The 12,419-nt window shown below is 56.6% G+C and carries 12 protein-coding genes; 5 read left to right on the top strand and 7 right to left on the bottom strand.

Annotated elements, in window-relative coordinates; all coding sequences use genetic code 11:
- Positions 1–54: 54 nt before the first annotated feature.
- Positions 55–1,335, top strand: a complete 1,281-nt coding sequence (locus SynROS8604_RS02430; protein ID WP_186545020.1) for a glycosyl transferase — start codon at positions 55–57, stop codon at positions 1,333–1,335.
- Between the two features lie 16 nt (positions 1,336–1,351).
- On the opposite strand, the gene SynROS8604_RS02425 is transcribed toward SynROS8604_RS02430, so the two are convergent.
- The 3 genes from SynROS8604_RS02425 to SynROS8604_RS02415 are packed head-to-tail and all read right to left on the bottom strand — an operon-like array spanning position 1,352 to position 4,403.
- Positions 1,352–2,344, bottom strand: a complete 993-nt coding sequence (locus tag SynROS8604_RS02425) for a glycine betaine ABC transporter substrate-binding protein (RefSeq protein WP_255445157.1) — start codon at positions 2,342–2,344, stop codon at positions 1,352–1,354.
- The gene (locus SynROS8604_RS02420) at positions 2,341–3,228 is read right to left on the bottom strand and encodes an ABC transporter permease (RefSeq protein WP_370586578.1); all 888 of its coding nucleotides are present in this window, start codon (positions 3,226–3,228) and stop codon (positions 2,341–2,343) included. Before SynROS8604_RS02420 ends, SynROS8604_RS02425 begins: the two co-directional genes overlap by 4 nt.
- A 35-nt stretch (positions 3,229–3,263) precedes the next feature.
- Positions 3,264–4,403, bottom strand: a complete 1,140-nt coding sequence (locus SynROS8604_RS02415) for a glycine betaine/L-proline ABC transporter ATP-binding protein (RefSeq protein WP_186545017.1) — start codon at positions 4,401–4,403, stop codon at positions 3,264–3,266.
- A 275-nt stretch (positions 4,404–4,678) separates the two neighbouring features.
- Here SynROS8604_RS02415 and SynROS8604_RS02410 point away from each other — a divergent pair, with 275 nt between their 5' ends.
- The 4 genes from SynROS8604_RS02410 (at position 4,679) to aroC (ending at position 8,037) form a co-directional block, all read left to right on the top strand.
- Positions 4,679–5,521, top strand: a complete 843-nt coding sequence (locus tag SynROS8604_RS02410) for a class I SAM-dependent methyltransferase (RefSeq protein WP_006853626.1) — start codon at positions 4,679–4,681, stop codon at positions 5,519–5,521.
- Between the two features lie 3 nt (positions 5,522–5,524).
- Positions 5,525–6,394 (top strand): methyltransferase domain-containing protein, encoded by an 870-nt coding sequence (locus SynROS8604_RS02405; RefSeq protein WP_186545016.1) that lies wholly within the window; start codon positions 5,525–5,527, stop codon positions 6,392–6,394.
- Positions 6,391–6,867 carry a cupin domain-containing protein gene (locus tag SynROS8604_RS02400; RefSeq protein ID WP_255445156.1) on the top strand — a complete coding sequence of 159 codons (477 nt, stop codon included), beginning with the start codon at positions 6,391–6,393 and terminating at the stop codon, positions 6,865–6,867. The genes SynROS8604_RS02405 and SynROS8604_RS02400 overlap by 4 nt, the downstream gene beginning before the upstream one ends.
- A gap of 81 nt (positions 6,868–6,948) precedes the next feature.
- A complete protein-coding gene (aroC, locus tag SynROS8604_RS02395; RefSeq protein ID WP_186545014.1) occupies positions 6,949–8,037 on the top strand; it encodes a chorismate synthase in 1,089 nt (362 codons plus the stop codon).
- 14 nt (positions 8,038–8,051) lie between these two features.
- Here the strand turns inward: aroC and SynROS8604_RS02390 are convergent, their stop codons facing one another.
- The 4 genes from SynROS8604_RS02390 to sat are packed head-to-tail and all read right to left on the bottom strand — an operon-like array spanning position 8,052 to position 12,394.
- Entirely contained in the window at positions 8,052–8,660 is a 609-nt protein-coding gene (locus SynROS8604_RS02390; RefSeq protein ID WP_115070509.1) for a hypothetical protein, read from the bottom strand.
- 39 nt (positions 8,661–8,699) lie between these two features.
- On the bottom strand, positions 8,700–9,350 hold the full coding sequence (locus tag SynROS8604_RS02385; protein WP_186545013.1) for a bifunctional 4-hydroxy-2-oxoglutarate aldolase/2-dehydro-3-deoxy-phosphogluconate aldolase: 651 nt from the start codon (positions 9,348–9,350) through the stop codon (positions 8,700–8,702).
- Positions 9,325–11,178 (bottom strand): ATP-dependent zinc metalloprotease FtsH3, encoded by a 1,854-nt coding sequence (ftsH3, locus tag SynROS8604_RS02380; protein ID WP_186545012.1) that lies wholly within the window; start codon positions 11,176–11,178, stop codon positions 9,325–9,327. The genes SynROS8604_RS02385 and ftsH3 overlap by 26 nt, the downstream gene beginning before the upstream one ends.
- A gap of 46 nt (positions 11,179–11,224) precedes the next feature.
- Complete coding sequence (sat, locus tag SynROS8604_RS02375) at positions 11,225–12,394, bottom strand: sulfate adenylyltransferase (RefSeq protein ID WP_186545011.1); 1,170 nt, start codon at positions 12,392–12,394, stop codon at positions 11,225–11,227.
- Positions 12,395–12,419: the final 25 nt, after the last annotated feature.

Here is a 12,419-nt window from a genome sequence, read left to right as displayed (position 1 = left end):
AGTGCAACAGGTATGGAACAGAGCTCCGAAAATTGTTGTCGCATTGATCACCGCATGGATTTTCAGCAGGGATTAATCGCCACGATTCATGATTACGGACTCGGGAAGCTGGATCGCTCAGACTTTCAAGGTCAGCTGAGACAACGCCCCACGTCCTTGCTGATCCCGTGCCTCATGGAGGAATTCAGCCGTCCTGCGCTCAGGCTCATCCGTGAGGTTCTTTCGGAGCTAAGCGGACTGCAGGAACTCGTGATCGCCTTATCCGCTGAGACCAGCGACGATGTCGCCGCAGCGGAAGCTTTCTTTGCTGACATGCCATTTCCTGTGCGCGTCCACTGGACGAATGGCCCCGCCGTTGCCGAATCACTTCAGTCACTGCAGACCCTTGGCCTCAATGTGACCGGACCACCTGGGAAAGGCTGGGCTGTATGGCAGGGGCTTGGTGTGGCATGCAGAAACGCTGAGATTGTTGGACTCTTCGATGCCGACATCCGCACCTTTTCTCCGGCCTACCCAGAACGGATGCTGCGACCGTTGCTGGATCCCTCGCTCGGTGTGGCCTATGTAAAAGCGTTCTACAGCCGCCTTTCTCTCGAGACCCAATCGCTCCATGGACGAGCGACACGCCTGTTTGTCGGTCCACTCCTCACCAGCCTGGAGCAGATCTTTGGCCCCATGCCGTATTTGCGCTATCTCCAATCATTTCGCTACCCCTTAGCCGGCGAATTCGCGTTCACAAGGGATCTCGCCATGAATTTGCGCATTCCTTCCGACTGGGGACTCGAGATCGGCTTGCTTTCAGAGGTGTATCGCCATGTGGCGCCTCGACGCATCGCCCAAGTGGATCTCGGACTGTTTGATCACAAGCACAAAACCCTTGGCAATACTCCCTCAGAGGGGTTGCAGCGCATGGCCGGTGAGATTTTTGCCACGGTGCTTCGTGGACTGATGGAGCATGAAGGTCGGATGTTGTCTCCAGACCAGATCCCCACACTCGAAGTGCTGTTCCGGCGTGTAGGCGAAGACCGTGTCCAGCAGTTTGGACTGGATTCAGCCATCAATCGTCTTCCTTACAACCGACACAGCGAAGAGCTTGCTGTCCAGAGCTTCGCAACGTTGTTACGTCCAAAAGTTGAGGAGTTGATGGCAGCACCTGTGGCCCATCAGCTACCGAGCTGGTCGAGGTTGCTGTGCTGCACGGAACGGTTGCAAGCCGACCTCGCCGAAGCAGGCCAGCAACGAACCCTTCCTGCAGCTTCTAACAGAACGCCACGACGTCATCACCATCGCCCCCTGATGGCCTGCCCACCAAGACGTCCCGCAGCAGCAGCCTGAATCCAGCGTCTGCGCGTCAGCCGATCATCCCCGTTGTCCAGTAGCGAATGCGGGCAGGATGGCGATCGAGGTAATCCTCGACCGCCTCGGGTGCCGATCGCTCATTGGCCATGAGCAGCAAATCAGACAGTTCACGATCAGGAATCTGAAAACGCGATAGGAAGGCGGCCAGGTCTGAATGGTCGCGATCCAAGCCCTGTCGGCCCAGAGCATGAATCCACTCCACACCTCCAAACACGAGCTGAGGGTCTTCCAAAAAGCGGAGCTTGTAGCGAGCAAACATCCAATGGGGAGTCCAACTCGTGACCATCACCCAACGACGCTCACGGATCGCCTTATCAAGAACCGCCGTCATGGCGGCGCTGCTGGACGCAACCAAACGCATGTCAGTCAAGTTGTAATCAAGCAGTGCTCGCTCAGAGGCCTGATTCAGGCCTGAACCTGGATCAATGCCTTGAACGGTGTTTTGGAAACGCGCCGCCACTTCAGGATTTCGCAAATCAGTGATCGAGCGAACCTCCGCGGCATCCACATAATCAGGGACCACCCAACCAAGACGGCCGGAATACATCGAGCCGAAATCAAGCACCCGGTCGCGCACGCGAGTCCAATAGTCCTTGTGCGTTAACGGCAACCAGGCCATCAACATCAGGTCGAGATCTCCTCGCGCTACAGAGGCGTATTGAATGCCGATGTCGGCCATGACCCGTTCCACGGGAAGGTTGTAAGCCTGTTGAATCACTCGCTGAGCGATCAAACTCATCACTTCCGCATCAGCCCATGGAGACCATCCCAAGCGCAACGGCCCCGTGACACTCGATGGAGAGGTCCCAGTGCCCGCTTGTGAGGCCAAGTCTTGTTGCGTGGAAGACGTGGTTGAGGATGTGGTGGATGCTGTCGAGTCGGCCTGGCGCTGCCAGCTCAAGCGCACCTGACTGGAGAGGGAAGCCGCCGCTAAGCCAAGGCCGGACAGCAAAACAGCACGTCGGCGCCAAAGGGGAGCGGTCATGGTGTTCTCCATAGCGAGCGCCAGCGGCGGGAGCGCGCTTCCACCGTTCTCTCACCCTCCAGCATCAAGCTCTGACTGAGTCGATCGAGGATGACCGCAAGAATCACAACCGCTATCCCACCCTCAAAACCAAGGCCCACATCCAGTTGCTGAATCCCGCGCAGCACGACGTCGCCGAGGCCACCACCTCCAATCATTGAGGCAATCACCACCATCGACAAAGCCAACATGATCGTTTGATTGACCCCACTCATCACCGTGGGCAACGCACTTGGCATCTGCACCTTCCAGAGCAATTGCAACTCACTGCAGCCAAAGGCACGCCCAGCCTCCATCAGATCCAAGGGGACCTGACGAAGTCCGAGATGGGTCAGACGGACCACGGGAGGCATCGCAAAGACCAAGGTGGCGATGATCGCCGGAACAGCGCCTGTGCTGAACAACATCACTGCTGGAATCAGGTAAACAAAAGCAGGCATGGTCTGCATCAGGTCTAAACAAGGCCGAAGCAGCCGCCAAACCCATGGCAAACGAGCTGACAACACCCCCATCGGCAGACCAAGCAGCAAGGCCAGGAATGACGCCGCCAACACGAGGGCAAGGGTGGAGATCATCGGGTCCCAAAGGCCCATCGCCAGGACCAAGTTCAAACCGAGCAGTGCGAACAACGCAAATCCACCGCTCACTCGCCAGAGGCCAAGACCAGCCACGATCAGAGCAAAACTCCATGGTGAAGGTGCTCGGAGCACTTGCTCAATCCAGACAGCAAGCGACAGGACTCCAGCATTGACGACGTCGAAGAGGCTTTGTACGTGGGTGAGCAACCACAGCACCGCACCATCAACAGCTAAGCCGATGGCGCCAGCTTGATGCACGGCAGCCAAAGAGGGAAGAAAGCCAAACGTCCAGGAGTGAATCACTAAAGGTTGACCTCCAGAGATTGCAACAGCTGACGGGGAGTAATCACACCCAAAAAGCAACCTTCCCCATCAAGAACAGGCGGTGGGTACGGAAGGGTCGCCACGGGTGAGATGGCCTCACGAACCCGCATCCCGGCGCGCAGGGTTACCAGCTGATCGGCCCCGATCCAATCCTCAGAACCGATGCGCACACCCAGCAACTGCTGCCGCCCATCAATGACATACAGCGGATCGCCCATGGACGGATCCAGCGCAGGGAGATCGTCCACAGCGTGAACGACCAGGCAACGTGGCGGGGACGCAATGGCAGCAACGTCCAAAACCGCTGCAGTATCGATATCACGGAAGAAATGACGAACGGCCTCGCTCGCGGGATCACGGAGCAGGGACTGAGCTGTTCCGCATTGGAGCACTTGACCGTCCCTCATCAGGGCAATCCGATCGCCCAGACGGATCGCCTCATCCAGGTCATGGGAAATAAAAACGATGGTGCGTTGGCGCTCAGCCTGCAACTGCAAAAGCAACTCCTGCATATCGCTGCGAATCAAGGGATCAAGCGCTGAGAAGGCCTCATCCATCAGCAAGATCGGTGGATCGAGTGCCAGGGCGCGCGCCAAACCAACCCGCTGCTGCATCCCCCCAGACAGCTGATGCGGGTATTTACGACATTCATCTCCGAGGCCGACGCGCTCGAGAGCTTTAAGCGCGAGATCCCTGCGCTGTTTCCGGGGCACACCGGCCACCTCAAGACCGAAAGCGGCGTTATCGATCACGGTTCGATGCGGAAAGAGCGCAAAGGACTGAAACACCATCCCCATCTGCTCACGGCGAAGCTTGTTGAGCTCCATGGGGTTCAACAAAGACAGCTGCCGCCCCTGAACGCTCACCTCACCCGAACAGGGCTTGATCAAACCATTGAGAAGGCGCAACAAGGTGGATTTGCCCGACCCTGAGAGGCCCATCACAACAAAGATTTCCCCCGCTTGGATCTCTAATGAGACATCACGAACAGCAGCACGAAGACCTGCTTGCTGATACAAATCAATCGGATCTATTCCGGAACGCAGTTGCTTGATCGCTAAATCTGCAGATCCTCCATATATCTTCCAAAGAGAATCGAGACAGATTTCCGAACTCATATCGGATCCGTCCCAACATTAAGGATTAAAACTTAGCTACCACATACGCATCTCAAAGCATTCCTTCACGAAAACGACAGAAAGCAGAATCCACCGCTTGCTGACACAGGTCAAAAAGGTGGATTTTGCTGACAGTTTCGATCATGAGCGTTAGCGTTAAAAAACGATCTATCAAACAGCCACCCAAAATTCGGACGCTTTTGGAGTGAGCCTGCATCTGTCAATGCGCTGATAACAGATCTTCGAAACTCCAGTTCCTTAACAAGAAGACATCTATGTCATCGTTCACGAACCCCTCTGCCATTGAACAGAGTGATGCCCAACGGTTCGGAGATTCACCTGAACGGGTTCGTGAAACCGATCACTATGAGCAAGAATACATTGAACAATTTGTTGACCGATGGGATCGATTAATTGATTGGGAGGCGCGCGAAAAAGCAGAGGGAGATTTCTTTATCAAGCTATTGCATCAGCACGGAGCCAAATCCGTCCTTGATGTCGCAACTGGAACAGGATTTCACTCTGTTCGCTTATTACGAGAAGGATTTGATGTTGTCAGTGTGGACGGAAGTCCAAACATGCTGGCGCGTGCATTTAAGAATGCCCGTGAACGCGACTTATTAATGCGCACCGTGCATGCCGACTGGCGCTTCCTTAACCGCGATGTGCATGGTGTTTTCGATGCAGTGATCTGCTTAGGCAATTCCTTCACCCACCTGTTCAGAGAGCAAGATCGACGCAAAGCGTTAGCGGAGTACTACGCCGTGCTGAAACATAACGGTGTACTGATTTTGGATCACAGAAATTACGATCGCTTGCTGGAAGGAAACTCCAAAAGTGGCAAAAGCAATGTTTACTGCGGCAAAGATGTTGAAGTTGGGCCAGAGCATGTCGACGACGGCCTCGCTCGCTTTCGCTACGCCTTCAGCGACGGGAGTACCTATCACTTAAATATGTTCCCTTTGCGTCATGGCTACGTGAGGCGCCTCATGCGTGAAGTGGGATTTCAACGAATCAATACCTTTGGCGACTACCAACAGGGGCATGACGATCCTGACTTCTATGTGCATGTTGCGGAAAAGGAATACCGCTTTGACACCGACATGACTGCGATTTAAAGCATGACCAACTCTGCCTTTTCAACGGCTGCTTCCACTGCAGCCGGTTATTACGACAGCAACGATGCCGATCGCTTTTACGCCGAAATTTGGGGCGGAGAAGATATTCATATCGGCCTTTACAACGCGGTGAATGAACCCATTGCCAGCGCGAGTCGTCGCACGGTGGAAGCACTGGCAGCACTGATCCAAGCGCCGCAAACAGATAGCCCTATGGAGAGCTCTTGCGTTGTGGACCTTGGCTCGGGCTACGGCGGAGCCGCTCGCCACCTCTGCCAAAACCCCCTGGTGAAGGTGGAAGCCATCAATATCTCTGCCGTTGAGAACACGCGTCATCGTGAACTCAATCGTGCAGCTGGCTTGGACCGTCAGATCCAGGTGCACGACGCTTCTTTTGAGGCCGTCCCTCTGGAGGATGCCTGCGCCGATGTGGTTTGGAGCCAGGATGCCATCCTCCACTCGGGCGATCGGCAACAGGTGATGAAGGAGGCCGCAAGGCTGCTCAAGCCCGGTGGCGTGATGGTGATGACAGATCCGATGGCCAGCGACGGAGTTCCGTCTTCATCACTCTCCGCCATCCTTGAGCGGATTCATCTCTCCGATCTGGGATCTCCGGAGCGATACAAAGACTGGGCGAACAACGCTGGGCTCCAACGCGATGTTTGGGATGACCGCACCCCCATGCTGATCCGTCACTACAGCCGTGTTCGAGACGAGCTCCAACGGCGCCATGACGAGTTGAAACTGAGCATTAGCCCCAATTATCTCTCAAAAATGGACGCGGGTCTCCAGCACTGGGTTGAAGGAGGCAATGCCGGCAGGCTCTGCTGGGGCCTGATGCGCTATCGCAAACCAGAAGAATGCTGGCCATGAACGAACGCAACCCATCGGAAGTCGTCGAGAAGCTGGTGGAGGAATGGACACTGCAACCCCATCCAGAAGGCGGCTGGTATCGCGAGCTGCATCGCAGCTCTCTGCCGGTGGTTCGATCGGATCAGCAGCAACGCTGTGCCATCAGCACAATCTTGTATCTCTTGGATGCGGGATCGCTCAGTCGCTGGCACAGGGTGAGCCATGCCGATGAGGTTTGGACGCACCTACAAGGAGCACCTCTGAGTCTGTGGTGCCTCAAGCCAGAGGCCGATCAGGCCACTCGAGAGGTGTTGTCGATGCACAACCCTGTTCAAGTGATTCCTGCGGATCACTGGCAGGCCGCCAAGGCCGAAGGCCCCTACAGCCTGGTGAGTTGCTGTGTTGGGCCTGGATTCAGCTTTGAAGATTTCACCATGCTCAGAGATCTTCCAGAAAGCGAACGGCCAGCCGCGGCGCTTGCTGAGCTGATCTGAGCTCTCGGCAGAGCTCAGCAGAACTCATAAGAGCTCAACAGTGAACCCGACTCATTACGCTCATCCCAACAGGGAGACAGCATGGGTAGCAGCTTCGGGAAACTGTTTCGCATCAGCACCTTTGGGGAATCTCACGGCGGAGGCGTGGGCGTGATCGTGGATGGCTGCCCGCCCAGGCTGGAATTAGACCTGGAAGCCATTCAGGCAGATCTCGACCGCAGACGACCGGGTCAAAGCCGGATCACCACCCCCAGGAAAGAAGCCGATCAAGTGGAGATTCTCAGCGGCTTGCTCGATGGGGTGACCCTGGGCACACCGATCGCGATGGTGGTGCGCAACAAGGACCAACGCCCTCAGGACTACAAAGACATGGAAGTGGCCTTTCGCCCCTCCCATGCCGATGCCACATACCATGCGAAGTACGGCATCCAGGCCCGCAGCGGCGGCGGCAGGGCTTCCGCGCGGGAAACGATTGGACGCGTTGCGGCAGGGGCTATCGCCAGGCAACTTCTCAGAAAAGCCAATGGCACCGAAGTCATCGCATGGGTGAAGCGCATCCACGACCTCGAAGCGAGCGTGGATCCCAGCGCCGTTACACCTGAGCAAGTGGAAAGCAACATCGTGCGCTGCCCTGATGCGGCGATGGCAGAACAGATGATCCAACGCATTGAAGCGATCGGCCAGGAGGGAGATTCCTGCGGCGGGGTGATTGAGTGCGTGGTGAGGCATGCGAGCACAGGGCTGGGGATGCCCGTGTTCGACAAGCTGGAAGCCGATCTAGCCAAAGCCGTGATGTCACTGCCCGCCACCAAGGGCTTTGAAATCGGATCGGGCTTTGCCGGAACTCTCCTCAAGGGCAGTGCCCACAACGATGCCTTCCTGCCCACACAGGATGGAAGCCTCCATACGGCCACCAACTATTCCGGAGGCATTCAGGGAGGGATCAGCAATGGGGAACCAATTGTGATCCGCGTGGCCTTCAAACCAACGGCCACCATCCGCAAGGAGCAACAGACGATCAACGCGTCAGGGGAGGCCACCACGCTCTCAGCGAAAGGACGCCACGACCCTTGTGTCTTGCCAAGAGCCGTTCCGATGGTGGAAGCCATGGTGTCCATGGTGCTTGCCGATCACCTGCTCAGACAGCAAGGGCAGTGCAGCCTTTGGTGATCGGCCCCCCAGCTTCAGCTTCTGGCCGGTGACTGGATCCCATTGCTGCTCGCCAACTGTGCTGCCGCTTTGGCCATGCGACCCGCCGTGGAACGAGCAGACGTGGACTCAGCACTCGACTTACGGGCACGGCGCGCCTTACGAGGTTTGCCAACGGACGCCAAGGAGGTGGTAGACGTTTCCGATGTCTTGGCCACCCGAGCTTTCGCCACCCGCGTGGACGTAGAGGCTCGCTTGGTTTTACTAGAGGTCGTTGTACGGGCAGCAGCAGGCTTATCAGCCTTGGCAGCTTTGCTTGTTTTCGCTGTTTTGCTCGCTTGACGCGGTTTGGAGACTTGGCGGTTGCGATGACTCAACACCATCACCCATTCCTCATCCGTTAGGGATGCGGGCTTGCTTCCGTGCGCCGTAGCCAGCTTGGCCGCCTTCTCAATGTCTTCGATCAAATTGACCCAAGAGGTGGCAAAGCGTTTGTCGGACTGAGACCGCGCGCCACTCTCAACCAACGTCTCGACAACGCCAGCTGCCGTGACTTTTTTACGGCGACGATTGAAGATCTCTTTCTGCAATTGCGCGATCAGAGCATCCGCCTTGTCGCTCAGCTTGATGGATAACTGAGACATCCGAAATCAAATCACTATCCCATCTGTAGCAGACAAGACTCACATCAACCAATCGCGTAGTTCGGCGATGGCGTCCGTTGTGCTCAAGACGGCACGGCCGAGAGCAATCGCGTCGTAACCAGCCGATAACCACGGATCCAAATCGGCCACACTCAACCCACCGGCGGCAATCACGAAAGGCAGATCTCCCATCGGCGCCGAAATCTGCCTGTAGTAATCGAGGCCAAGCACCACCGCTGGAAACAGTTTCACCACATGGCAACCAAGAACCCATGCCTGCCGAATTTCGGTTGGCGTCATCACACCAGGGACGAGACAACAGTGGTGTTGATGAGCCATCGAGACCAGGCCCTGATCCAACAGTGGAGACATGGCATAGGGAAGATCGAGATCGATCACGGCCTGGAGCCCCCGTTGAGACGTCACAGACGCCACTCCCAGCTGAAGGGTGGGATGGCGAAGACGAATCGCCGCGATCAGGGCACTCCAGCGAGCGTGATCCACCCAGGCAATTTCGATGTGCTGGACACCAAGATCGATCAACTGATCCAGGCGTTGACACAACAATGACTGCAAAAACGGCCCAAGGAGATCACTCTCCCTGGGCCGCAAAACAATGATGAGTGGCTGACGGCGCAGAGAGGCCATCAACCACTGCTGACGATCAGACGTACTCAGCAATTCGTACATCGCGTCGGATCAAGAGATCCTGAAGTTCCTGGGAATCAACAGTTTCGCTTTCAACGAGCATTTCAGCGAGTTCATCCAGAACGGAACGGTTGTCGTTCAGCACCTTGGTGGCACGGTGATAGGCCGCATCAACAAGATCAGACACCTCGGAGTCAATCGTGGCTGCGGTGTCTTCTGAGAAATCTCGCTCAGCAGCGATGTCACGCCCCAAGAACATGCCTCCTTGGGCACGGCCAAGCGCTACGGGGCCAAGCTTGTCGCTCATTCCAAAACGAGTCACCATCTGCCTGGCCACTGAAGCCACCTGCTGGAGATCGTTGGAGGCACCCGTTGTGACCTCGTCTTCTCCGTAGACGATCTCTTCTGCAACCCGACCGCCTAACGCGACAGCCATTTGGTTCTGCAGATAGGTGCGTGAATAAAGGCCAGATTCCATCCGCTCTTCGCTAGGCGTGAAGAAGGTCAAACCACCCGCATTACCGCGGGGAATGATCGAAATCTTCTGGACGGCGTCGTAATCAGGCATCAGGGCACCCACCAGGGCGTGACCGGCCTCGTGATAAGCCACAAGACGCTTGCGTCGCTCGCTCATCACCCGATCTTTTTTCTCGGGGCCCACCATGATCCGCTCGATGGCATCACTGATCTCGTCGTTGCTCACCTCGGTGAGTTGGCGACGGGCAGCCAGGATGGCCGCTTCATTCAAAAGATTGGCCAGGTCGGCACCTGTGTAACCAGGGGTCCGGCGAGCCACCTTGTCGAGGTCCACATCCTTCGACAGGGTTTTGCTGCGGGCGTGAACGCCAAGAATTTGAAGACGACCGGCGTAATCAGGACGATCAACCGTGACCTGACGGTCGAAACGACCTGGACGCATCAAGGCTGAATCCAGGACGTCTGGGCGGTTGGTGGCCGCAATGATGATGATGCCGGTATTGCCTTCAAAACCATCCATCTCGGTGAGGAGCTGGTTCAAGGTTTGTTCGCGCTCGTCATTGCCGCCGCCAAGGCCGGCACCACGCTGACGACCTACAGCATCGATCTCATCGATGAACACGATGCAGGGTGCATTCTTTTTGGCCTGTTCAAACAAGTCGCGAACACGGCTGGCACCCACACCAACGAACATCTCAACGAATTCAGAACCGGAAATCGAGAAGAAGGGCACTCCTGCTTCGCCAGCTACGGCTTTAGCAAGCAGCGTTTTACCTGTACCCGGAGGGCCCACAAGCAAGCAACCCTTGGGGATTTTCGCGCCTACAGCGGTGAAGCGATCGGGATTCTTGAGGAAATCAACCACCTCGGTGAGTTCAAGCTTGGCGCCTTCAATTCCGGCCACATCCCCAAAGGTGATTTGGGTGGTGGGCTCCATTTGAACGCGGGCCTTGCTCTTGCCGAAATTCATGGCTTGGTTACCGCCGCCGCCGCCACCACCCTGAGCACGGCGGAACAGGAAGAAAAGACCTCCGAGAAGCAACAACGGGAAGATCAAGCTGGACGCCGCTTGCTGCCAGGCGCCTGGCTGGCGAGATGGCTGCACAGCAATGTCAACGTTGTGGTCTGTCAACATCTTCAGCAGATCCTTGTCTGGAGCGAGGTTGACCTCCGCACGACGGCCATCGGTCTCAACGATCTGAGCGGTTCCACGGTCAGGAGAAAGCAAAACTCTGCTGACCTGATCCTCCTGAACAGACTCAACAAAATCGCTGTACCGCAGCGTACGAGCTGCAGTTGCAGGGTCGGGACGGTCAAGGAACGCCGTACCCACAACGATCACTACCACCACGAGCAGGACGTAAAGCCCCACATTGCGCCAACGCTTGTTCAAGGTTCTTCGCCTCTTGATGAAGGAATGTTAATAGAAATCGAAAAAATCAGGAGGCCCGAAGGACCTCAACCACGCTGCGGAACGCAAACCACTCCGGGATCTCCTCACCACTGCGCAGCATCTTGCGGAATTGGGTGCCGCTGAGCTTTTTGACATGCAGACCGCGGGCCTCCGCATGTTCCGCAGTGACATACCCCTCTTCGTCGGTAAAGACGAGGTTTAAGGAGGGAACGGTCTCCATCGTCAATTCAGGAGCACACTCTTTGGCGAAATTTTGCGCGTCATAGGGACCGTAAAAATCATCCCCTGAGAGAGAGGACTTACATCCAGCCATGTCGCGGCCAATGATGAAGTGCGTGCAGCCGTAGTTCCGGCGGATGATCATGTGCTGCAGGGCTTCGCGGGGACCAGCCATGTGCATGGCATACGGCAGATAGGCCCAGCGAATGCGCGCGTTATCCACCTCTGCTGCCAGGCGTTCATAGGTCTGGAAGCGAACGGAGCCAGGAATGTCGTCCTGCTGGGTGGGGCCGCAGGTGGGGTGCACCAACACGACAGCGTTCTCACTGACGTTTTGAGCATGCAGGGCCCGGGTAAAAAGCTCGTAGTGAGCGCGATGAATGGGATTGCGGCACTGGAATGCCACCACGTCTTCGCCGTCAGGGAGCCCGGCTCGGACCTCAGCAGGCGTCTTGCAGGGGAAGACACGCTCCGGAAGCTGCAAGCCCTGAATCAAACCACCGAGGTAGTAACGACGGCGCTCTGTGGCAATCATGCGCACCGCCGGATGCTCTAGCGAGGTGGTGCCGTAACAACCTTTGGCCTCAACAACCTTGTCGGGTTCCCACCTATCGCCAACTGTGAGAACAGCGAGGTCCTGACCTTTGTAAGTCAACAAGACCTTGTCTCCAACCGCCACGTCCTCACGGTCGGTATCCATCACGATCGGCAAGCCAAACAGGTATCCAGATGTGGTGCGGTGCCCGGCCACCACGGAGTCGTAGTCGGCCTGATGCATGAATCCTCGCTCTGGAGAGAATCCACCCACCACAAGCAGCTCAACATCACAGGCATTGCGATCGGAACATTCAATGCTTGTGGTGGCAGAGGCCTTCAGCGCGGCATGCTCCGTGGCAGACACCATTAAATCCACCAAGGTGCCTCCGTAAGGAGCAATCACCCCGGAGCGCTGCGGGGAAGAGGAACTGGCAGTCATCGGCGATTCGTGTCTGGGTCAGGGA

Origin of the sequence: Synechococcus sp. ROS8604 (genome assembly GCF_014279655.1) — a bacterium.
GTDB lineage: Bacteria > Cyanobacteriota > Cyanobacteriia > PCC-6307 > Cyanobiaceae > Synechococcus_C.
This window is presented reverse-complemented; position numbering and strand designations above follow the sequence as displayed.

Bases quoted from the DNA above. Each gene is read 5' to 3' on its own strand.
- aroC (WP_186545014.1), top strand. From the start codon at position 6,949: ATGGGTAGCAGCTTCGGGAAACTGTTTCGCATCAGCACCTTTGGGGAA.
- SynROS8604_RS02390 (WP_115070509.1), bottom strand. From the start codon at position 8,660: ATGTCTCAGTTATCCATCAAGCTGAGCGACAAGGCGGATGCTCTGATC.
- SynROS8604_RS02415 (WP_186545017.1), bottom strand. From the start codon at position 4,403: ATGAGTTCGGAAATCTGTCTCGATTCTCTTTGGAAGATATATGGAGGA.
- sat (WP_186545011.1), bottom strand. From the start codon at position 12,394: ATGACTGCCAGTTCCTCTTCCCCGCAGCGCTCCGGGGTGATTGCTCCT.
- SynROS8604_RS02425 (WP_255445157.1), bottom strand. From the start codon at position 2,344: ATGACCGCTCCCCTTTGGCGCCGACGTGCTGTTTTGCTGTCCGGCCTT.
- SynROS8604_RS02430 (WP_186545020.1), top strand. From the start codon at position 55: ATGGATTTTCAGCAGGGATTAATCGCCACGATTCATGATTACGGACTC.
- SynROS8604_RS02410 (WP_006853626.1), top strand. From the start codon at position 4,679: ATGTCATCGTTCACGAACCCCTCTGCCATTGAACAGAGTGATGCCCAA.
- SynROS8604_RS02385 (WP_186545013.1), bottom strand. From the start codon at position 9,350: ATGTACGAATTGCTGAGTACGTCTGATCGTCAGCAGTGGTTGATGGCC.
- SynROS8604_RS02405 (WP_186545016.1), top strand. From the start codon at position 5,525: ATGACCAACTCTGCCTTTTCAACGGCTGCTTCCACTGCAGCCGGTTAT.
- SynROS8604_RS02400 (WP_255445156.1), top strand. From the start codon at position 6,391: ATGAACGAACGCAACCCATCGGAAGTCGTCGAGAAGCTGGTGGAGGAA.